This window comes from Methanothrix harundinacea 6Ac (assembly GCF_000235565.1).
In the GTDB taxonomy this organism is placed as follows: Archaea; Halobacteriota; Methanosarcinia; order Methanotrichales; family Methanotrichaceae; genus Methanocrinis; species Methanocrinis harundinaceus.
Map to the genome: position 1 here is coordinate 689455 of NC_017527.1, position 19679 is coordinate 709133.

The window sequence follows — 19679 nt, forward strand, 5'->3', positions numbered from 1 at the left end:
TTTAACTTCCGTTTGGGAATCGAGGCTATGAGGCTGGGAATGGCTCACGAGTACGACCCCTTCTTCAGCCTCTCAATCGCCCGGGTGGACCCTCTTCCCCATCAGCTGGAGGCTGTGTATGACTACTTCCTCAAGCTCCCTCGCATCCGTTTCCTTCTAGCAGACGATCCTGGAGCTGGAAAGACCATAATGGCGGGGCTCCTTGTCAAGGAGCTGAAGATGAGGGGCCTGATAATGCGAATTCTGATAGTCACCCCTGCAAATCTCACCTTTCAGTGGCAGCGAGAGATGAGGGAGAAGTTCGGGGAGCGGTTCGAGGTGATAAGAGGCGTCGTCTTGAGGGCGAACTACGGCACCAATCCCTGGCAGGAGAGGGATCAGGTCATAACATCGATGCCGTGGGTGGCTCGGATCGAGGATGCCAAGGAGAGCCTGCTTCACAGCCATTGGGATCTGGTCATCGTTGACGAGGCTCATAAGATGAGTGCTTACTCCTCCGAGAAGAAGACCCTGGCCTATCAGCTTGGCGAGGCGCTCTCGGAGATGACGGATCACTACCTCCTCATGACCGCAACCCCCCATAAAGGCGATCCCCAGAACTTCTGTCTCTTCCTCCGGCTTTTGGATGAGGATGTTTACGGTGACGTGAAGAGCCTGGAGGAGGCGATGCGTCGTCACGAGGCGCCCTTCTATCTTCGGAGGGTCAAGGAGGCGATGGTGACCTTCCCAGATCCGGATACTGGGGACGCAAAGACCCTCTTCACCAAGCGGGACGTTCGGACGATCGAGTTCGAGATAGATAGCGATGAGCTGGATTTCTACGATGAGCTTACGAGGTACGTGGAAGACCAATCGATCAAGGCCTATGAGGATGATTCGGCACGGGGCCGGGCGCTCGGGTTCACCATGGCGATGCTCCAGCGTCGGTTTGCCTCGAGCATTTACGCCGTGAGGAGGAGCCTTGAACGGATGCGCGATCGTCGAGAGAAGATCTTGGCAGATCCCGATGGCTATCGGAGAAAGCTCGTCCTCAAAGGGGTTCCCGAGAACTTCGACGACCTCCCCGAAGAGGAGCAGCAGAGGATCATCGAAGATCAGGAAGAAGCGGTAGCATCCCTCAACCCTGCCGATCTGAAAGCGGAGATTAAGGAGCTCGCCCGGCTTATCGATCAGGCCCGAGCATTGGAGGAGAGGGAGATCGAGACGAAGCTCGCAAAGCTGAGGGAGGTCATCACCCAGGAGGGGATCTTCTCGGACCCGAAGATGAAGCTATTGATCTTCACCGAGCACAAGGACACCCTCGACTATCTGACAGAGAAGCTGAGGGGCTGGGGTCTTTCAATAACCCAGATTCATGGCGGGATGAAGGCGGGGAGCAGGGACGAGCCCGGAACTCGCCTCTCTGCGGAGCGAGAGTTTAGGGAAGATTGCCAGGTGATGGTAGCGACTGAGGCTGCTGGCGAGGGGATCAACCTTCAGTACTGCTGGTTCATGATAAACTACGACATCCCCTGGAACCCGGTCCGGCTGGAGCAGAGGATGGGCAGGATTCATCGCTACGGTCAGGAGAAGGACTGTCTGATCTTCAACTTCGTGGCCATCAATACCCGGGAGGGGCGGGTTCTTCAGAAGCTCTTTGAGAGGATAGAGAAGATCGAGATGGATCTCGATCCGGATCATACCGGCAAGGTCTTCAACGTTCTCGGAGACGTTCTGCCCTCAAACCAGCTGGAGAAGATGTTGAGGGAGATGTACGCTCACAACTTGACCGAGGACGTGATCAAAAGCAGGATCGTGGAGCAGGTGGATTCTGCCCATCTTAAGAAGATCACCGACTCGACTCTGGAGAACTCCCTTGCCAAGAAGGAGCTGAACCTTTCGGCCATCGTAGGCAAGAGGGTGGAAGCGAAGGAAAGAAGGCTAGTTCCGGAGGTCGTCGAGGACTTCTTCGTTCAGGCGGCACCTCTGGCGGGGATGAGGCCGAAGGAATCGAGAGCCGATCGCCACATTTACCAGATCGGCAAGGTTCCCCGATCGTTAAGGGCGGTTGGGGACCGCCTGGAGTCGGAGTCGAGGTGTGGCCCTCTTGGAAGCGAGTACAAATGGATCGTCTTCGACAAGGACCTTTTACAGGAGGACGCAACCCTCGAATGGGTGACGCCCGGCCATCCCTTATTCGAGGGCGTGAGGATGCACACTCTCGATTGTGTAGAGGATGATCTCAGGCGGGGCGCAGCCTTCTTCGATCTGCATCGAGAGAAGCCCGCAAGGTTGGACGTTTACTCGGCTGCTCTAAAAGACGGGCTGGGCGCCACCCTGAATCGAAGACTCTTCGTCGTCGAGACGGGTCTGGACGGCCAGATGTCGGTACGTCAGCCGACCCTTTTTCTGGATCTGGTGCCGGCGCCTCCGGGTACGAAGGTTCCAAAGGTTCCTGGTGGGGAGGAGCTTCCCGGCAGGGAGGAGGTGGAAAGATTCCTTTACGAGGTGGCGCTACAGCCCTTCAGGGAGGAGGTGAGCTCCCAACGAAGGAAGGAGGTGGAGACTGTATTGCACCATGCTGAGATCAGCCTTAACACCATCATAGATCGGGTGCAGTGTCAGTTTGCGGATCTTCACCTGAAGAGAGAGTCCGGCTCGAAAGAGCCGGGACTGGAGGGAAGGATCAAGCTCTTCGACGATCGGCTAGCCGATCTGAACAACCGCCTTGAAAGGAGGAGGGCTGAGCTGGAGAAGGAGCTTCACTGCACCATCTCTGATCTTCACCGGCTGGGATCTGCCTGGGTGATCCCCCATCCAGAGAGGAACGATCCCGGAATCGCGCCGATGGTCCGTGATGAAGAGATCGAACGGATCGCCGTCGACGCGGTGATCGCCCGCGAGGAGGCCCGGGGCTGGAAGGTTGAGAGCGTCGAGAGCGAGAATCGAGGATTTGATCTGATCTCCCGGAGGCTCCATCTTGAAGATCCGAAGACTGCGTTGGAGGTCCGGTTCATCGAGGTGAAGGGGAGGGCGACGGTAGGCGAGGTCGCCCTGACCGAGAACGAGTACAAGACCGCCGCCCGTTTGAAGGAGGACTACTGGCTCTATGCCGTCTTCAACTGCGCCAGCGAGCCCGAGGTGAAGCCGATCCGAGATCCCGCCAGGCTCGGCTGGTCGCCGGTGGTGAGGGTGGAGCATTACAGACTGGGGGCGGAGGAGATCCTGGGGGAAAGAGATGATTGATCACCATCGACTTCTGGAGCTGATAGCGTCGGGGGAAGCTCTCGATATCGAGTTCAAGTCGGATCGTCGAAGGATCTCAGATCGTGAGATCTACGAGGAGGTGGTCGCCATGGCAAACACCAGAGGAGGTGTTCTCCTGATAGGGGTGGAGGACGATGGCCGGGTTACGGGCGCGTCCCCAAGACACGGAAAGACGACCGATCCACTGAAACTACAGTCTGCCATATTCAATAATACGGTCCCCAATATCAACACGCGGATCAGCTTGGTCGCGGATGCGGATCCAGAGGGAGAAGTTCTGGCCATCGAGGTGGACTCTTATCCAGAGCCCTGTGCCACAACGGAAGGAAAAGCTCTTCACAGGACTATTAAGGCAGATGGTAAACCTCAGACAGTCCCATTCTATCCTCGAGATCAACGATCACGCCGGGTTGACCTTGGTCTCCTCGATTTCTCGTCTCAGGTGATGGAGGAGGTCTCTTTTGACGGCCTGGACCCCTTAGAGTTTGAACGACTGAGACAGACGGTATCGAGGCTTCGTGGCGATCGAAATTTGTTGGAACTCTCTGACGAAGAAATAGCCAAAGCACTCAGGCTCGTCGAAACCAAAGATGGACAGCTCATCCCCAACGTGGCAGGTCTCTTGATACTCGGCCGAGAGGATGTCCTCATGAATTATCTGCCCACAAATGAAGTCCACTTCCAGGTTCTCGATGCTCAGGGCAACGTTAAGGTCAACGATGCCGTTCGTTGGCCTCTACTCCGTCTAATACAAGAAATTGAGGCGAGATTTGTTGTTCGTAACCAGGAGAATGAGACTGCAGTGGGATTTTTCCGGGTGCCGGTTCCTGATTACTCTCTTGAGGGCTTCCGTGAAGCGTTCAACAATGCAATCCTTCACCGGGATTATACCCGCTTGGACGCGGTTTATGTCCAATGGCATCACGATCACATTTTAATGACCAACCCGGGAGGGTTCCCGGCGGGCATTACGGTGGAAAACATTCTCGTCCACGAACCGAAGCCCAGAAACTCGAGGTTGGCAGAGGCCTTCAAAAGGATTGGCATAATCGAGCAGACCGGAAGAGGTGTGGATAAAATCTATATGGGACAGCTGCGGTATGGGCGGCCTGCACCAGATTATACCAGAAGCGATGCCGATAGCGTACGAATCGTCCTTCATGGTGGAAAGGCATCTCTGGAGTTTTCTGCGTTTGTCTACGAGCAAGAGAAACACGGTTCCCGATTGAGCTTAGATGAACTTATGATCCTCAATGCCTTGTTCTTCGATCGCAGAATTGACTCTGAGGCTGCAGGTCGTCTCATCCAGAAAGGCGCGACGGAGGCGAGACGGACTTTAGAGCATCTCCATGAAATAGGGCTGGTTGAGGGTAAAGGAGAGGCACGAGGGCGAGTATACCATTTGAGTGCGGATATGTACCGCAGACTTGGCCAGCCGGAGAGCTATGTGCGGACCCACGGAATCGCTCCCATAAGGCAAGAAGCGATGGTTATGGAGTACGTCCAGGCCCACGGTCGGATAGAACGAAAGCATGTTATGGAACTGTGTGGGCTGACGAGTCCACAGGCTGGTCGCATCTTGAAGAAGATGGTCCAGAATGGGAAGCTCAAGCGACGAGGAACCCCGCCCAGGTGGACGTATTATGTCATAGCAGAGGAGGAATCTTGATCGTCCTATCGTCCTATGATGCAGCTATAGACGTTCTTTCGACATGTTCGATATCTCTATCGACGCGTCGATAGAACTTGCGTTAGAAATGCGTTAGAATTGCGTCAGAGATTCACGAGTTCAGAAGGTAACCCAAAGATGACTCATACCGCGACCCATCACCCCAAGCGGCTGATCGAGGTGGACCTGCCGATAAAGAGGATCAGCGAGCACGCTCGGCGGGAGAAGTCGATCCGGCACGGCCACATATCGACGCTCCACATCTGGTGGGCGAGGCGCCCCCTCGCCGCCTGCAGGGCCGTGGTCTGCGCCTCCCTCTGGCCCGACCCCGCCGATCCCCTCTGCCCGCCGGAGTTTCGAGAGGCCGCCGCATCGGCGATGCGCCGGTTTGACGAGGTCAGCCGCGACCCCCTCGGCCAGGACCCCCGAGACCTCGACGACCCCGACGAGCTCCAGAGGGCGCTTCTCGACTTCATCGCCGAGTTCGCCAACTGGGACCGCTCGACCGACCAGGCCTACCTCGACGCCGCCCGGACCCTCACCCAATCCGCCCACGAGGCGCTGGGGGGCCTTTCCGGCACCCGGCCCCTGGTCGTCGATCCCTTCGCCGGGGGCGGCGCGATCCCCCTGGAGGCGCTGCGGGTCGGGGCCGACGCCTTCGCCTCGGACCTGAACCCCGTCGCCGTCCTCCTGAACAAGGTGGTCCTGGAGTACATCCCCCGGTACGGCCAGGCCCTGGCCGATGAGGTCCGCCGGTGGGGCGGCTGGATCAAGGAGGAGGCCGAGCGCGAGCTGGCCGAGTTCTACCCCACCGACCCCGACGGCGCCACACCAATCGCCTACCTCTGGGCGAGGACGATCACCTGCGAGGGGCCGGGCTGCGGCGCCGAGGTCCCCCTCATCCGCTCCCTCTGGCTCGCGAAGAAGCAGAACCGCTCCGTCGCCCTTCGGATGGTCCCGAGGATGGACGAGCGGAAGGTCGAGTTTGAGATCCTGGAGGGTGTGAGGGCGAGGGAGGTCGGCGAGGGGACGGTCCGCCGGGGCTCGGCGACCTGCCCGGTCTGCGGCTACACAACGCCGGTCGCCTCGGTCCGAAGGCAGCTGAAGGCCCGCCGGGGCGGCGCCGCCGACGCCCGACTCTTCGCCGTGGTGACGACGAGGCCCGGCGAGCGGGGGAGGTTCTATCGGCTCCCGACGAGGCAGGACCTCGCGGCGGCAAAGAAGGCGGCCGAGGAGCTTGAGCGGAGGAAGGCGGAGCACGTGGGACCTCTCAGCCTGGTGCCGGATGAGCCAACCCCCATGGGCGGCGGAAGCGGCGCGGGCCGGGCCTTCTCCCAACGAAATTACGGCATGGACCTCTTCGAGGATCTCTTCACGCCTCGTCAGGCTCTGGCGCTGACGACCCTGGCGCGGCTGGTCCGAGAGGCCGGGGAGAAGGTGGCCGAAGAGCAGGAGAACGGGCTGGCGGCGGCGGTGCAGACGTGTCTGTCGTTAGCGATTGATAGATCGGCAGATAAATTATCGTCTCTAGCTCGCTGGGATACTTCAAGGGAAAATCCTCAAGGAACATTTAGTCGTCAAGCTTTGCAAATAGTTTGGGATTTTGATGAAGTCAATCCACTTTCAGGTTCTGGTGGAGATTGGAATACAGCACTAACATGGATTTCGCTGGTTTCAGAGAGCGTATCATCATTTTTTCTTGATTTCCAAGGGCATGCAGAATCGAAATCTGCCAATAAAAATGATCTTCCTGACGAATTCGCCCAAATCCTCTTCACCGATCCGCCTTATTACGACGCCGTGCCCTACGCCGACCTCTCAGATTTCTTCTACGTCTGGCTGAAAAGGACTTTGCCGAAGCCGCTCCGCTCTCAGTTTTCTGATCCTCTGACCCCTAAGGGCGACGAGATCATCGTGGACGAGGTGAAGGGAAAAGATAGACCCTACTTCGAGTCCACCATGACCCAGGCCCTGGCCGAGGGCCGACGGGTTCTTGCACCCGAGGGGATCGGGGTCGTCGTCTTCGCCAATAAGACCACCACGGGCTGGGAGGCGATGCTCCAGGCGCTGCTGGACGCTGGCTGGGTCATCACCGCCTCCTGGCCCATCGACACCGAGATGGGGACCAGGCTTAGGGCCATGAACTCCGCCGCCCTCGCCTCCTCCGTCCACCTCGTCTGCCGCCCGCGCGAGAATCCGGACGGGACCCTGAAGGAGGAGGTCGGCGACTGGCGGGACGTACTTGCAGAATTGCCGCAAAAGATCCACGGCTGGATGCCCCGCCTCGCCGAGGAGGGGGTCGTCGGCGCCGACGCCATCTTCTCCTGCATCGGCCCCGCCCTGGAGGTCTTCTCCCGGTACTCGCGGGTCGAAAAGGCGAGCGGCGAGGCCGTCGCCCTTGGAGAGTATCTGGTGGAGGTCTGGGCGGCGGTATCGAGGGAGGCGCTGAATATGATCTTCGAGGGGGCGGACGCTACCGGGTTTGAGGAGGATGCGAGGCTGACGGCGATGTGGCTCTGGACGTTGTCCACAGGCGCGAACGGAAACGGCAACGGAAACAACGGCGGCTTAGGGGGCGAAGAAGACGAGGCCGGTGGAGAGGTCGGGGGCCGGTCCGGAAGGGCCGTCCGGGGCGAGTATTCTTTGGAGTACGACGCCGCCCGGAAGATCGCCCAGGGGATCGGAGCCCACATGGAGACCCTCCCAGACCTCGTCGAGATCAAAGGCGGCTCGGCACGGCTCTTATCCGTCGCCGAGAGGTCGGATCGCCTCTTCGGAAAAGGAACAGGAAAAGGCGCAAGCCCGGCCGAAAGGGCCGGGCCGAGGCGAACCGGGAAGAAGAGGCAGGCCCAGGCCAGCTTCGAGGAGGGCGAGATGGTGGTGCCCCTGGGCGAGGACGGCTTCGGGGCCGGAGGCGGGGGCAGCGGCGGGACGGCTGCTCAGCCCGTTCTCGCCGAGACCGTCCTGGACAGGGTCCACCAGGCGATGCTCCTCTTCGCCGAGGGGAGGAGCGAAGCCCTCCGGTCTTTCCTCGTGGAGGAGGTGGGAGGCGACCAGAGGTTCTGGAGGCTCGCCCAGGCCCTGGTGGCCCTCTACCCGGCATCGACCGAGGAGAGGCGGTGGGTCGAAGGCGTCCTGGCGCGGAAGAAGGGGCTTGGTCTCTGATGGAAGCCGCCAAAATCGCCCGCCGCTGGCAGGAGGCCTTCCTTCAGGCGCTTCGGCCCCTTGAGAACTCCCGGCCCCTCAAGGAGGCCGCAGCCTCTGGAAATCTGGGCGGGTGGACCTCCGCCCTCACGAGTCTCGTGGTCAAAAGCTGCGAATCCCTGGGCTGGCAGGCCGCCGCCCTCGGCCATCCCTGTCGGATTCTGCCCGTATCCAGGGAGGAGTACCTCTCCCTGGACGTGGTGGCCTTCGCCCCCGCCGCCCCCTCGAGCGGCGGCGGGGATCGAAAAGGAGGGAGATGGCCCACCCCCCTGGCGGCGATGGAGCTTGAGAACAGCAGATCCGACGACGCCGTCGCCTACTCCCTCTGGAAGACCCTCTGGACGAGAGCCGACCTCCGGGTGGTCTTCTGCTACCGGCAGACCGACTCTGAGGGCGGATCCCTCATGAAGATCCTCCAGGAAGAGGTCGTCGGGTCGATGAGCATCGAGGAGAGGGTCGCCCTCGGAGGCGAGACCCTGGTGGCCGTCGGCATAAAAGAGAGGCTTGCGGCCTTTCCCTACGGCTACTTCAAGTGGTGGCGGCTGGACAGCCAATCGGGAAATTTTTGGCTATTCTAGAAGAGCTCCTCCAGCTCGTCTTTTCCGATGCCCGCCTGCTTCAGAATGGCGAGGGCGGTTCCCGTTGGCAGACTCTTTTTGTGGAAAGGGACGACGACTCTCCTCTTCGTCTCAGGGTTGAGGCAAATCCGATGGCTTCCTCGGGTTCTGTCGAGGACAAACCCCTCTTTTCCAGCACTTTGATGATCCTCGGAGGGGTGAGGTCGGACACTTTAGGCATGAGCCTCTACAGAGAGGGCGTACTCCAGGGCGTCCTCCTCTGTCGGTATCTCTTCTCCGTCCTCTCTCAGGCTCTCCAGATACAGCTCGATCGCCTCTATTGCCATCTTCACCGCCTCTTCGATGGTATCTCCATAGGTGACGCAACCAGGAAGCGAGGGGACGGTCACGGTGTATCCGCCTTCTGGCTCTCTTTTGAGCAGGACCCTGTAGGTCAATGTGCTCATGGTCATTGCTAAACGCGTTTATGATATTAGAAACTCACTGAGGATCGACGCTCCACGAGAACCAGGGCTCACCGAATCGCCGGACCCTTTCAGATTTTTACTTACGGTGAATTTAAGTCCTGAAGATCTGATAAGAAACAGGAGACCTTTGGAATCAGATGGAAGGAGGGAGAAGATGGCGCTCAAACCCTGGTACAAAGTAGTGACGCCGAGAGAAGATCTGAGATTGGCAAAACCCCTGGACGCCTCGGAGTTTGCAGTCCACCTGGACAAGGTCCGGGACGAAAGCGCCGCCGAAGATTATCGAAACCCGGAGAAGTTCTTCGAGCGGACATACCTCACAATAAATCTGGCCTCCATGGCCGCCGAGGTCGTCCGGCGCCTCTCCGGCGAGAAGACCGAGGCCTCTGCCGTCTTCAACCTGAACACCCAGTTCGGCGGCGGAAAGACCCACGCCCTCACCCTCCTCTACCACCTCGCCAAAAACGGTCCCAAGGCCGAGAGCTGGCCCGGCGCGAATAAGATCCTGGCCAAATCGGGCGTTCGGGGGATCCCCGAGGCCGTCACCGCCGTCTTCGTGGGAACTGAGTTCGACTCCATCAAGGGGCGCGGCGGCGACGACGGAACGCCCCTTCGAAAGACGCCCTGGGGTGAGATCGCCTTCCAGCTCGGCGGCGAAGAGGCCTTCGCCACCGTGGCCGAGCACGACCGGCTGATGAGAGCCCCGGCAGGAGACGTCATCCGCCAATTCCTGCCCAAAGGTCGCCCCTGCCTGATCCTCATGGACGAGCTGATGAACTACGTCAGCAGAAACCGCAAGACTGACCTCCCATCCCAGCTCTATAACTTCATCCAAAACCTGTCGGAGACAGTCCGGGGCGAAGACCGGATGGTCCTGGTCGTGTCCGTCCCCGCCTCGGCGACGGAGATGAATCCCGAGGACCACTCCGACTACGACCGGCTCAAAAAGCTCCTCGACCGGCTCAGCAAGGCCGTCATCCTCTCGACGGAGACCGAGATCTCCGAGATAATCAGACGCCGCCTCTTTGAGTTCGACTCCAAATCCCTGGACCTGAACGGCAAGATCGTCCTCCCCGACGAGGCGAGAGCCGTCTGTGAAGAGTACGCCCGATGGGTGCTCGACCACCGCCAGCAGGTACCAAGCTGGTTTCCCGTCGACAACGCAAGAGCGGCCTTCGAGGCCGCCTACCCCTTCCACCCCATGGTCTACTCGGTCTTCGAGAGAAAATGGCAGACCCTTCCTCGGTTCCAGCGGACCCGGGGCGTCCTCCGTCTCCTCGCCCTCTGGATCTCCAGAGCCTACAACGACGGCTACAGGGGCGCCCACAGCGACCCCATAATCGGCCTTGGAACCGCTCCTCTCGATGACCCCTTCTTCCGGGCGGCAGCTCTGGAGCAGCTCGGCGAAGAGCGCCTGGAGGTTCCCATCACCACAGACATCTGTGGTGCCGGCGACTCTCACTCCATCCGCCTGGACGCGGAGGCGGTCGATTCTATCAAAAAAGCCAGGCTCCACCAGAAGGTGGCGACGTCCATCTTCTTCGAGTCCAACGGCGGCAGAACCTCTGGCACAGACGCCACCATCCCTGAAGTACGCCTTGACGTGGCCGAACCAGGCCTGGACATCGGAAACGTGGAGACCGTTCTGAGCGCCCTCGAAGCCACCTGTTACTACCTCAGGGCTGACGGGAGCCGCTACCACTTCAGTCTGAAAGTGGGGCTTCCCAAGCTCATCGCAGATCGCAGGGCGGGAATCTCTCAGCCAAGGATCAGAGAGCGGATCATGGCCGAGATATCCCAGGTCTTCGCAAAAGGCCCGGAATTGGATCGGGTCTTCTTCCCTCAGAAGAGCAACGATATCCCGGACCGAGCCTCTCTGACTCTGATCGTCCTTCCCCCAGATAGATCGATGCAAGACCGAGAAGCCGTTCTCCGTTCAATCGATTCGATGACCGCAGAGCACGGAACCTCGGGAAGGACCTTCAAGAGCGCCCTGATATGGTCGGCGGCCGAGAGCGATTCTCATCTCGATCACGTCGCACGCGATCTTTTGGCCCTGGAAGAGATACAAGACGAGGAGTTGAAGCTCCAGCTCGATGACTCTCAGAAGCTACAGCTGAAGGATAACCTCAGGAGATCTGAGCGAGACCTGAGGGAGGCCGTCTGGCGGACCTACCGGTATGTGGCCCTCCTGGGAAGAGAAAATGTGGAGATCATAGACCTGGGGCTGGTCCACTCCAGCGCCGCAAGCTCCATGGTGGACCTGATAATCTCGAAGCTGAAGCGAGACGACCTGGTGGCGGATTCTGCAAGTCCCGGCTTCCTCGTCCGTAATTGGCCTCCTGCCTTCAAGGAGTGGAGCACAAAGGCGGTGCGAGACGCCTTCTTCGCCTCGCCCATCTTTCCGAGGCTCTCAAATCCAAATTCGATCAAGGAGACAATCGCCCGAGGGGTCAGCGGCGGAGTCCTCGGATACGTCGGCAAGATCGGCAGCAAGTACGATCCCTTCCTCTACAAGGAGGGAATTTCCGTGGCGGAGGTGGAGATCTCCGAGGAGATGTTCATCATCACGGCTGAGACGGCGGAGGATTACATAAGAGACCATTCAGATCCACCGGTTCTGACATCGATCGAGATCTCTCCTCGAACCTTCCAGCTCAAGCCCGGGGATGTCCAGTCCTTCGTGGCCAGAGGCTTTGATCAGCGAGGCAATGATTATCCCTTGGATCAGGTCGCCTGGACCGCCACCGGCGGCGTCATCGGAGATAGGGGCAACTTTCAGGCTGGTGATGATGACGGTCGCTTCACAGTGACGGTGAGCAGCAAAGGGGTCAGCTCCTCGATAACAATCACGATCGCTGCTGACGGAGGAAGCAAAGTCATCGACGAAGGCGGAGATGACGGATCTGTCAAGACCGCTTCATGGAAGGGAGAGGTCCCCCCTCAAAAATGGATGAACATATACAGCAAGGTCCTCTCCGGATTCGCTCGGGAGGGCAGCCTGAGGCTGACCCTCAATGTAGAGATCTCATCTGAAAAGGGCATACCCAAAGATAGGATCGAGGAGATGAAAGTCGCATTGAGGGAGCTTGGCCTGAACGACGAGATAACAATCTAAAAGCCTCTGAAGTAAGAAAATAACATGACCTCAATTGCGTTCGAAAAGCAGTACGTAGTAAATGAAAAGGGCGACCGAATAGGCGTCCTCCTCAGCCTGGAGGATTACAAAAAGCTCCTCGACGAGCTGGAGGAGCTGGACTCCCTTCGAGCCCGCGATGCTGCCAAAGCATCCGGCGAAGAGGCGATCCCTTTCGAGGAGGCCATCGACGATATCGAACGTGAGAGAGATCGTCTATAGCATTCTCGTTCTTCCATCCAGCTGCTTGGTCTTATAAGGGTCTGGCGCCGCCAGCGCGGGACCTCGACCCTCCTTCTCCCTTCTGGGGAAATAGGGGATCAAAGGCCATCTAGCGCCCATTCCCTGCGCCGGCAAGAAAACGTTTTCAACCAAGGAAGCCAACTCTCATCCATGAAGCTCAAGGTGACCCTCGAAGAGGCCGAGGAAGGGGGGTACATCGTCAGCTGTCCGGCACTGCCGGGCTGCCATTCTCAGGGGGATACCGCCGTGGAGGCCCTGGAAAATATCAGGGAGGCGATAGAGGGCTGCCTTGAATCCTTCTCGGAAAATTTGTTCATCTCGAATAGATGAAATGGGCTGCGGAAGTAGCGGAGAGGAGCCGCTACCCCGGCCTCACGTACCGCACCCCCTCCGGCGCCGAGTCGTCGACGAGGACGACGATCGTCTCCGAGAGGCGGTTGAAGAGCCGCTGCCCCGACCCCGGCATCGCGATCCAGCCGATGAGAACGTCCACGGGGAGGAGGAAGGCCTTCCCGAAGGACTGGATGGCGGCCCGGGAGAGGTCGATCGCGTCGCCCCGCCGGTCGGTGACCTTCAGGCCGAGGGCCATCTTTCCGAGGGACTGGCCCCGGGTCCCCTCCAGGACCGTCCAGTAGGCGAATAGGATGAGGGCGTCGCCGGAGCCGAGGTGGACGAACCAGGCGGAGAAGATCGGCCCCGGCGGGAGCCAGAAGTGGAACTGCGTGATGGGTCCGGCCGCCCCCGCCAGGAGGTCCCAGAGGATCCCCACCAGGATTATGTCGATCAGCCAGGCTCCGACCCTCCGCCGCCAGGAGGCGATCCGAACCTCCCGAACCTCGCCATCTCTGCCGTTCATCCGATCACCAGCCAGACCGTATCAGGAAGAGTTATTTGTTTTTTTGGGTGTGGTGGCCTCGCGCCGGCCGCCGCCGGAAGCGGCGCCTCCGCCCGCCACCTTTCGCCCCTCAGTAGACCCGCTCGTTGTGCATCCTCGTGCTGTAGAGCCGGTATTCGTCCCTGTTCTTCTCCTGGAAGAAGATGTAGTTGTACCGGGAGTCGGTCTTGTGGGCCTCGTACTCCTCCCTCGCCTCCTCGCGGCAGCTCTTGCAGGCGAATAGCGGCACGAATACCCCAAAGCCGCTCTCCGACTGGCCGTATCCCCTGACGGCATCGGTGTCGATGGTCATGTAGCCGGGGCAGCTTCTGTCGGGGCACATCTTCACCGATTCGGTCTGCCGCTCCCGGATCCCGTCGGTATCGTAGAAGATGTTCTTATGCCTCCGGAAGAAGGGCCCCGCCCTCTCGACGGCCTTCTCCGTCAGCTCCTCCCTCGCATCCCAGACCCCCTGGAGGTACTCGACGGTCCCGGTGATGTTCGCCTCCATGGACCTCGACATCGAGAACCTTCCGGGGTGGTAGTCCGGCTCCCGGACGTTGGAGTAGTCGAGGCCGGCCATGGCGAGGATGATCCCGCAGTTGACGTAAGGTAGGGCGGACTCGATGGCGTACCCCCCCTCCAGGACGGCTATGTCCGGCGCCAGCATCTCGTTGAGCCGCGCATACCCCTGGGCCGAGAACCGCATATTCGCCAGGGGGTCGGTGTAGTGGTTGTCCTGGCCTGCGGAGTTGACGACGAGCTGGGGCCGGAACTCCTCCAGGATCGGCAGGACCAGCTCCTCCAGGACGTAATGGATCCCCTCGTCGGGGGTCTCGGGCGGCAGCGGTATGTTGATCGTCCTTCCCATCGCCTTGGGGCCGCCCTGCTCGTCGACGAACCCCGACCCCGGATAGAGGGTCCTTCCGTCCTGGTGGAAGGAGATGAAGAGGACGTCGGGGTCGTGGTAGAAGATCTCCTGGGTCCCGTCGCCGTGGTGGACGTCGGTGTCGATGATCGCCACCCTCCGGATCCCGTACTTCCGGCGGATGTACTCCACCATGATCGCCTCGTTGTTGACGTTGCAGAAGCCGCGGTTCCCGTGGGCGACCCTCATGGAGTGGTGGCCCGGGGGCCTCACCAGGGCGAAGGCGTTGTTGATCTCGCCCTTCATGTAGGCGTCGGCGAGGACGAGGGTGGACCCGGCAGCGATGAGGTGGGCCTCGGTGACGAGGGCCTCGACGGAGGGGATGCAGAAGTGGACCCGGGCAATGTCCTTATGCTCCGCGAGCCGCGGCTTGTACTCCTCCACCTCCGGGAGGTCCATCAGCCCCTCCTCGAAGATCTGGTCTCTGGTGTAGAGGAGCCGCTCCTCCCTCTCCGGGTGGGTCGGGGTTATCGCCCAGTCGAAGGCGGGGAAGAATATCAGCCCCATCTTCCTCGCCCCGCCGTTCAGCTCTCGGGGGCTCTTCATCCTCTACCACCCCCCGTCCACTCGGGGATCAGCCCCGCAGGGATCTGCATGGTGACGTCCAGGATCCGGCCGCTCGTCGACCACCCCCGGACCATGTTGAAGACCTCGCTAGCCGTCAGGACCGCCTCTGCCGCGTACTCTTCTATCCCCATCCTGCCGGCCCGATCGATTATCAGCCTCTTTGCCATCTCCTCCGCCTCCTTCTGGCCGAACTTTCGGTCCCGGATCTCTCCGGTCGTTCCGTCCTCGGCGACGGTGTAGAAGCCCCGCTCGGTGTCGGCCCTGAAGGTGAGGGTGAGGGTGGGCCGAGCCACGGCGGCTCCGATGGCGTTGGCGACGGTGGCGTTCTCGGGGATGATCCCTCGGGCTCCGAGCCTCTCCGCCACCAGGGGGACGAGGCCTAGGGACCCGCCCCCGACGCCGACGACGTTCTGGGGCCGGATCTTCTCCTTCTGGAGGATCTCCCAGACCCTATAGGCCGGCTCCTCCTCCCAGGCGAGGAACATCCCCTCGATCTCGCCGAGGAGCATCTCGACGGCAGCGTCCACCACCATCTGGGCTGCCTCTCCAGCGGAGCATCCGATCTCCCGGCCGAGCTTGGCCATCGCCTCCTCGGCCCGCCCTCTCTCGCCGATGGAGATCAGGTTCAGGAGCCTCATGGCGTCGGTGGGGGTAGGCTCCGGGCCCCCCAGACAGAAGGCGGGACCCGCCCTATCGGGCCCTATGGCGACCCTACCGCCTTCCGCCCTCACCCTGCTGTCGCCGCCCAGGGCCACCGACTTGACGGCAAAGGCCCGGATGTGCGTTAGATAGCTGTTCACCCTCGCCCCCTCCGAGGAGATGAGGGGCGATCCGTCCAGGATCAGGGCGAGGTCGGTCGTCGTCCCGCCGATGTCGACGACGACGGAGGTCTGGCCCGCCGGCGTGAGGGCGAGGACCCCCATGGTGCTGGCGGCGGGCCCTGAGAAGATAGTCTCGACGGGGTGATCGACGGATGTCGCCAGGGGCAGGGTTCCGCCGTCGGCCTTGAGGATGTAAACCGGAGCCTCTATCTTCCGGCCGGCTACGGCCTTGGCCACCTCTTCGGCGAACTTTCGGTACTCGTCCATGGCGGCAGCTTTCAGGGCCGTCGTCGCCGCCCTCCGGGGGAAGTTCAGCCTCCCCGAGGCCTGGTGGCCCATCTCGACGTGGACCCCGGGGATAGTCCCCAGGGCGATCTCCCGCATCCTCTCCTCGTGGGCGTGGTTCCTCTGGCCGAACTTGCTCGCCACCGCCACCTTCCTGTAGCCCCGCTCGGCTATCTTGGCCGCGGCCCTCTGGACCTGATCTTCGTCCAGGGCCTCGATCTCCCTTCCCCGGTAGTCGATCGCCCCCCGGACGATCTGGACCTCCCCCCCCAGGGAGTAGCCTTCGGGGTTCATCCCCGGCCCCGGCTCGATGATCAGGGCGACGGGGTCGGTCTTCCCCTCGGCGATGAGGTTTGTGATGAGGGTGGTGCTGAGGACTACCCGCTCTATCCTCTCCGGCGGGACGCCCCGGACGATCTCGTCGAGGGCGGTCAAGAGACACTCCAGGAGGTGGTCGTGGTCGGTCGGGACTTTTGACGTTTTTATGACTTTTCCTTCGTCTATCAGAACCGCATCTGTAGTGGTTCCGCCGACATCGATTCCGATCAACATGATTTTATCGCCTTCGCCGATCGGATTGGCCCGGGGGTATATCGCGCTTTTGGTTTGGATGATGCCTTCTGGAAAGAGCGGTCCCGAGGACGGGAAAAATAGACGGCGAGAGGCGGAGGACCAGACCTCTCCGCCTCGATATCCGATTCGAATAAATCTATCTATCTTGAGGTCTCAGCAGGAGGCACCTTCGGTCCCCTTCGCCTCTTCATCCACCTCGATGGGCGTCTCCTCCGCGGGAGGCATCAGGACCGCGTCGATGACGTGGATGACGCCGTTGCTGCAGAAGATGTCGGCGGTCGTGACCTTGGCGCCATTATTGACCAGCACACCCTCGTCAGTGGCCTCAACGGTGAGGTTTCTGCCTTGGAGGGTGGGGATCGTTGCCATGTTGAGGGCGTCCGCTGCCATGATGGCGCCGGAGGCGACGTGGTAGGTGAGGATCTCGGCGAGGGTCTCGGCGTCGAGCTCGTCAAGCCCTTCCACAGCGGCGAAGGCCTCATCCGTGGGGGCGAAGACGGTGAAGGGCCCCTCCCCGTTGAGGGTATCCAATAGTCCTGCGGCCTCCACTGCAGCCACCAGGGTGTTGAAGTCCCCGGCCTCTACAGCAGTCTCTACGATCGTCTTTGCTGCTTCATCCTCGGCTGCTGAAAGTCCCATCGACAGCATCGAGACGACGAAGAGCACTATCAACGCTCTTTTCATCATATGTCTAACCTCCACTTTCTTTTTATATAGGCCTTTTTGCATCAAAGCTGAATATAATCTTTTCCGTCTCCCGGATAAAATTCTAAAAAGATAATTCTCCCAGCAAATTGGACTAATCGCCCCAGATCCGAGTCCATATGCTGGCGACCATCATGCCGGAAAATTCTATAATATCCGGGTCTATCGGTTCACTATCGGCGCGAGGGTCTGGTCGTTCATCGGTCCCCTCTCTACCATCTCAAACTTCCATGCCGGGCGGACCTCCATCTCAAAAGAGGCTCATGCCACCTCCATCGCCACCTCGTTTCGCCGGATGAAGGGGGGCGTCCAGGGGTCGTTGTACTGCATGAGGACCGGCTCGCCTCGGGCCATCATCCCGTGGGCCTTCAGGGTCTCATTGAGGGCGCTGAGGTGTCTCTTCTGGCTCTCCTCGGTGGCGTATCCTGAGAAGCGGACCGCCGCCATCCTCCTCCCCTCCACGACCTCGATCTTCACCCTCTCGTCTTGGGGTCGGGGCGTCCCCTCCAGGTCGAACCCCTCGGGGATGACGAAGGCGATGAACGGCCTGCCCTCAGCGACGCCCGTCACCACCGGCGCCGTCATCTCGATCTTCCTCCCCTCATCGTTGGCGCCGGAGATGTATCTGAAGAGCAGGCCAAATCCCCGGTCCTGATCATCAGCGAGGGTTACAGCCCAGATCTGGTCGGCGTACTCTCTGATCTCGACGTCGTTTTCTAGGGTCTGTATGACCTGGTAGGGGGGCTCTTTGACGCTCATGGATACGATCGCTCCGTAAAGGGTCCAGAGGAGGAGGGCCGCCAGGATCGCGACGGCTGCCTTCTGGATCTTTGACATCCTTTTCATCTCATCAGCTCCGAGTTCGATTGATCCAGTTTCCGCGTTCAGGGCCGAACCTATCAACTCATCCTCCAAATTTCGAGATCAAAAGCAATAACCCTTTCGATACCCCTGATGATGGAGACAAAGGGATAAAGGGGTAGGTGCATCACTTCCGAATGTAAGCCGGCAGGAGAGAATCGCCCCGGGGGTTCTCGGGGCTTCTAGGCGAATCTGGAGTTCCCGGAGATGGGTCGGTCCATGCGGTGAGGAGGACTATAGTGAAAAGAGAGGTGCGCCCTGAAGAGGGGCCCGAAGAGGGCGCTTTCCGCGGCTTCATAGAGATAGCCGGCCGCAAGATTGAGATGAAGCGGGCCCGGGGGGGCCTTGTCGCCACGGCGGGCTTCCTCCTCTCCCCCGTCTCCTGGTGGAACGACCTCTTCGTGAACATACCGATCGCCTACGCCTTCGGGGCCCTCGCCGGCCTCGTCTCCGAGGAGCTCTTTCTCCCCGCCATGGTCTTGGGATACTGGATCACCAACGTTCTGGGCCTGTTTCTCATGCACAGGGGCTTGGAGGATCTCCTCTCCAAGGACGGGAGGTCCGGGCGGCGTCGGAGGCGCATCCTCACTGACCTCTCCGTCTCGGCCGCCTATACGATCGTCGTCGTCCTTCTGGTGGAGGCGGGGGTCCTCCGGCTTCCTGGCGAGTACTTCCCTTGACGGTCCGTCCTGGGGATCCTCGACGGGATGGGCCTAGGCTGGCGGAGGCCGTCGCCCCCACTTTCCTTCGTAAATTCCTTATACCATCCGGACAGCCTGAAGGCCATGGCTGCAAGTTGTGAAAGCTGCCCCATCAGAAGGCGGGCCGAGAAGAGGCCGAACTCCCTCATCGCCAGGATCTGGAGGTGGCACACCGGCTGGTGCCCCGGCTGGAAGGCCTACCAGAAGTCCCTCGCCGAGGAGCCTCGAGCCGACTAGAGCGGCTATGACCACCATCCTCCTCCAGCCGCTGGGAGCCGTCGACTTTGACCTGATATACTCTCTTCAAGGTGAGCTGGGGTCGCTCTTCGGAGCCGTCGAGGTGAGGCCGGAGGCGCCGATCCCCGAAGCCGCCCGCATCCCCGGGAGGGGCCAGCTCGCAGGCGGCCTCGCCCTTTTGGCCCTGCCGGCGCCGGAGGGGGCGGAGGCCGTCCTGGGGGTGATCGAGGAGGACCTCTCCGTCGCAAACCTCGACTTCGTCTTCGGCCTGGCCCTGGGGCGGAAGGCGATGATATCCCTGGCGAGGCTCAGCCAGGAGTTTTACGGCCTTCCTCCTGACAGGGGCATCTTTCGGGAGAGGGCAGAAAAGGAGGCGGTCCACGAGCTCGGCCACGTCTTCGGCCTCCCCCACTGCCGCAACGCGGGTTGCGTCATGCGCCTATCGAGCTCCATCGCTGAGATCGACTTCAAAAGCTCGCGGTTTTGTGGGGGGTGTCGGAAGGTCCTGGAGAGGTCTCGCACGCTGCCGATGGCCTGACCGGCAGGATCTGCCCAGGCCGCCTCTGGCAGTCCGGGGCGGCTGG

The 19679-nt window shown here is 60.7% G+C and carries 17 protein-coding genes; 10 read left to right on the forward strand and 7 right to left on the reverse strand.

The annotated features are described in order from the left end of the window. Positions 1 to 27 precede the first annotated feature (27 nt). From MHAR_RS03400 to MHAR_RS03415, 4 genes are all read left to right on the forward strand, one after another. Entirely contained in the window at positions 28 to 3225 is a 3198-nt protein-coding gene (locus MHAR_RS03400; RefSeq protein WP_228369601.1) for a helicase-related protein, read from the forward strand. Beyond that, a complete protein-coding gene (locus MHAR_RS03405; RefSeq protein WP_014586221.1) occupies positions 3218 to 4915 on the forward strand; it encodes an ATP-binding protein in 1698 nt (565 codons plus the stop codon). Before MHAR_RS03400 ends, MHAR_RS03405 begins: the two co-directional genes overlap by 8 nt. 138 nt (positions 4916 to 5053) lie before the next feature. Continuing rightward, complete coding sequence (locus tag MHAR_RS03410) at positions 5054 to 8080, forward strand: DUF1156 domain-containing protein (protein WP_014586222.1); 3027 nt, start codon at positions 5054 to 5056, stop codon at positions 8078 to 8080. Continuing rightward, positions 8080 to 8697, forward strand: coding sequence for a hypothetical protein (locus MHAR_RS03415; RefSeq protein ID WP_014586223.1), 618 nt, complete (start codon positions 8080 to 8082; stop codon positions 8695 to 8697). Before MHAR_RS03410 ends, MHAR_RS03415 begins: the two co-directional genes overlap by 1 nt. On the opposite strand, the gene MHAR_RS14175 is transcribed toward MHAR_RS03415, so the two are convergent. Both MHAR_RS14175 and MHAR_RS03420 read right to left on the reverse strand, forming a co-directional pair. Further along, entirely contained in the window at positions 8694 to 8825 is a 132-nt protein-coding gene (locus MHAR_RS14175) for a type II toxin-antitoxin system HicA family toxin (protein WP_081472356.1), read from the reverse strand. The two genes, MHAR_RS03415 and MHAR_RS14175, sit on opposite strands and share 4 nt — an antisense overlap. Positions 8826 to 8909: 84 nt before the next feature. After that, the gene (locus tag MHAR_RS03420) at positions 8910 to 9143 is read right to left on the reverse strand and encodes a type II toxin-antitoxin system HicB family antitoxin (protein ID WP_048144799.1); all 234 of its coding nucleotides are present in this window, start codon (positions 9141 to 9143) and stop codon (positions 8910 to 8912) included. A gap of 175 nt (positions 9144 to 9318) precedes the next feature. Here MHAR_RS03420 and MHAR_RS03425 point away from each other — a divergent pair, with 175 nt between their 5' ends. The 3 genes from MHAR_RS03425 (at position 9319) to MHAR_RS03435 (ending at position 12873) form a co-directional block, all read left to right on the forward strand. Then, a complete protein-coding gene (locus tag MHAR_RS03425) occupies positions 9319 to 12282 on the forward strand; it encodes an ATP-binding protein (RefSeq protein WP_048144800.1) in 2964 nt (987 codons plus the stop codon). Positions 12283 to 12306: 24 nt separating this feature from the next. Then, positions 12307 to 12522 (forward strand): hypothetical protein, encoded by a 216-nt coding sequence (locus tag MHAR_RS03430; RefSeq protein WP_048144316.1) that lies wholly within the window; start codon positions 12307 to 12309, stop codon positions 12520 to 12522. A 171-nt stretch (positions 12523 to 12693) separates the two neighbouring features. Then, positions 12694 to 12873 (forward strand): type II toxin-antitoxin system HicB family antitoxin, encoded by a 180-nt coding sequence (locus tag MHAR_RS03435; RefSeq protein WP_014586226.1) that lies wholly within the window; start codon positions 12694 to 12696, stop codon positions 12871 to 12873. A gap of 31 nt (positions 12874 to 12904) precedes the next feature. Here the strand turns inward: MHAR_RS03435 and MHAR_RS03440 are convergent, their stop codons facing one another. The 5 genes from MHAR_RS03440 to MHAR_RS03460 form a co-directional block, all read right to left on the reverse strand. Beyond that, a complete protein-coding gene (locus MHAR_RS03440; protein ID WP_014586227.1) occupies positions 12905 to 13399 on the reverse strand; it encodes an RDD family protein in 495 nt (164 codons plus the stop codon). 109 nt (positions 13400 to 13508) lie between these two features. Beyond that, positions 13509 to 14891, reverse strand: coding sequence for a histone deacetylase family protein (locus tag MHAR_RS03445; RefSeq protein ID WP_014586228.1), 1383 nt, complete (start codon positions 14889 to 14891; stop codon positions 13509 to 13511). Further along, a complete protein-coding gene (locus MHAR_RS03450; protein WP_014586229.1) occupies positions 14888 to 16570 on the reverse strand; it encodes a hydantoinase/oxoprolinase family protein in 1683 nt (560 codons plus the stop codon). Before MHAR_RS03450 ends, MHAR_RS03445 begins: the two co-directional genes overlap by 4 nt. Before the next feature lie 174 nt (positions 16571 to 16744). Next, positions 16745 to 17278 carry a fasciclin domain-containing protein gene (locus MHAR_RS03455; protein ID WP_014586230.1) on the reverse strand — a complete coding sequence of 178 codons (534 nt, stop codon included), beginning with the start codon at positions 17276 to 17278 and terminating at the stop codon, positions 16745 to 16747. A gap of 279 nt (positions 17279 to 17557) precedes the next feature. Next, entirely contained in the window at positions 17558 to 18142 is a 585-nt protein-coding gene (locus MHAR_RS03460) for an SOUL family heme-binding protein (RefSeq protein WP_081472257.1), read from the reverse strand. Between the two features lie 254 nt (positions 18143 to 18396). On the opposite strand from MHAR_RS03460, the gene MHAR_RS03465 reads away from it, so the two are divergent. The 3 genes from MHAR_RS03465 to MHAR_RS03470 all read left to right on the forward strand — a co-directional run bounded on the left by MHAR_RS03465 (position 18397) and on the right by MHAR_RS03470 (position 19633). Beyond that, on the forward strand, positions 18397 to 18837 hold the full coding sequence (locus MHAR_RS03465; protein WP_014586232.1) for a hypothetical protein: 441 nt from the start codon (positions 18397 to 18399) through the stop codon (positions 18835 to 18837). Between the two features lie 105 nt (positions 18838 to 18942). Then, the gene (locus tag MHAR_RS13610) at positions 18943 to 19095 is read left to right on the forward strand and encodes a hypothetical protein (RefSeq protein ID WP_014586233.1); all 153 of its coding nucleotides are present in this window, start codon (positions 18943 to 18945) and stop codon (positions 19093 to 19095) included. Positions 19096 to 19102: 7 nt separating this feature from the next. Further along, the gene (locus MHAR_RS03470) at positions 19103 to 19633 is read left to right on the forward strand and encodes an Archemetzincin (protein WP_014586234.1); all 531 of its coding nucleotides are present in this window, start codon (positions 19103 to 19105) and stop codon (positions 19631 to 19633) included. Positions 19634 to 19679: the final 46 nt, after the last annotated feature.

Bases quoted from the DNA above. Each gene is read 5' to 3' on its own strand.
- MHAR_RS03470 (WP_014586234.1), top strand. From the start codon at position 19,103: ATGACCACCATCCTCCTCCAGCCGCTGGGAGCCGTCGACTTTGACCTG.
- MHAR_RS03435 (WP_014586226.1), top strand. From the start codon at position 12,694: ATGAAGCTCAAGGTGACCCTCGAAGAGGCCGAGGAAGGGGGGTACATC.
- MHAR_RS03425 (WP_048144800.1), top strand. From the start codon at position 9,319: ATGGCGCTCAAACCCTGGTACAAAGTAGTGACGCCGAGAGAAGATCTG.
- MHAR_RS03445 (WP_014586228.1), bottom strand. From the start codon at position 14,891: ATGAAGAGCCCCCGAGAGCTGAACGGCGGGGCGAGGAAGATGGGGCTG.
- MHAR_RS03420 (WP_048144799.1), bottom strand. From the start codon at position 9,143: ATGAGCACATTGACCTACAGGGTCCTGCTCAAAAGAGAGCCAGAAGGC.
- MHAR_RS03430 (WP_048144316.1), top strand. From the start codon at position 12,307: ATGACCTCAATTGCGTTCGAAAAGCAGTACGTAGTAAATGAAAAGGGC.
- MHAR_RS13610 (WP_014586233.1), top strand. From the start codon at position 18,943: ATGGCTGCAAGTTGTGAAAGCTGCCCCATCAGAAGGCGGGCCGAGAAG.
- MHAR_RS03450 (WP_014586229.1), bottom strand. From the start codon at position 16,570: ATGTTGATCGGAATCGATGTCGGCGGAACCACTACAGATGCGGTTCTG.
- MHAR_RS03415 (WP_014586223.1), top strand. From the start codon at position 8,080: ATGGAAGCCGCCAAAATCGCCCGCCGCTGGCAGGAGGCCTTCCTTCAG.
- MHAR_RS03400 (WP_228369601.1), top strand. From the start codon at position 28: ATGAGGCTGGGAATGGCTCACGAGTACGACCCCTTCTTCAGCCTCTCA.
- MHAR_RS03405 (WP_014586221.1), top strand. From the start codon at position 3,218: ATGATTGATCACCATCGACTTCTGGAGCTGATAGCGTCGGGGGAAGCT.
- MHAR_RS03440 (WP_014586227.1), bottom strand. From the start codon at position 13,399: ATGAACGGCAGAGATGGCGAGGTTCGGGAGGTTCGGATCGCCTCCTGG.
- MHAR_RS03410 (WP_014586222.1), top strand. From the start codon at position 5,054: ATGACTCATACCGCGACCCATCACCCCAAGCGGCTGATCGAGGTGGAC.
- MHAR_RS03455 (WP_014586230.1), bottom strand. From the start codon at position 17,278: ATGATGAAAAGAGCGTTGATAGTGCTCTTCGTCGTCTCGATGCTGTCG.
- MHAR_RS03460 (WP_081472257.1), bottom strand. From the start codon at position 18,142: ATGAAAAGGATGTCAAAGATCCAGAAGGCAGCCGTCGCGATCCTGGCG.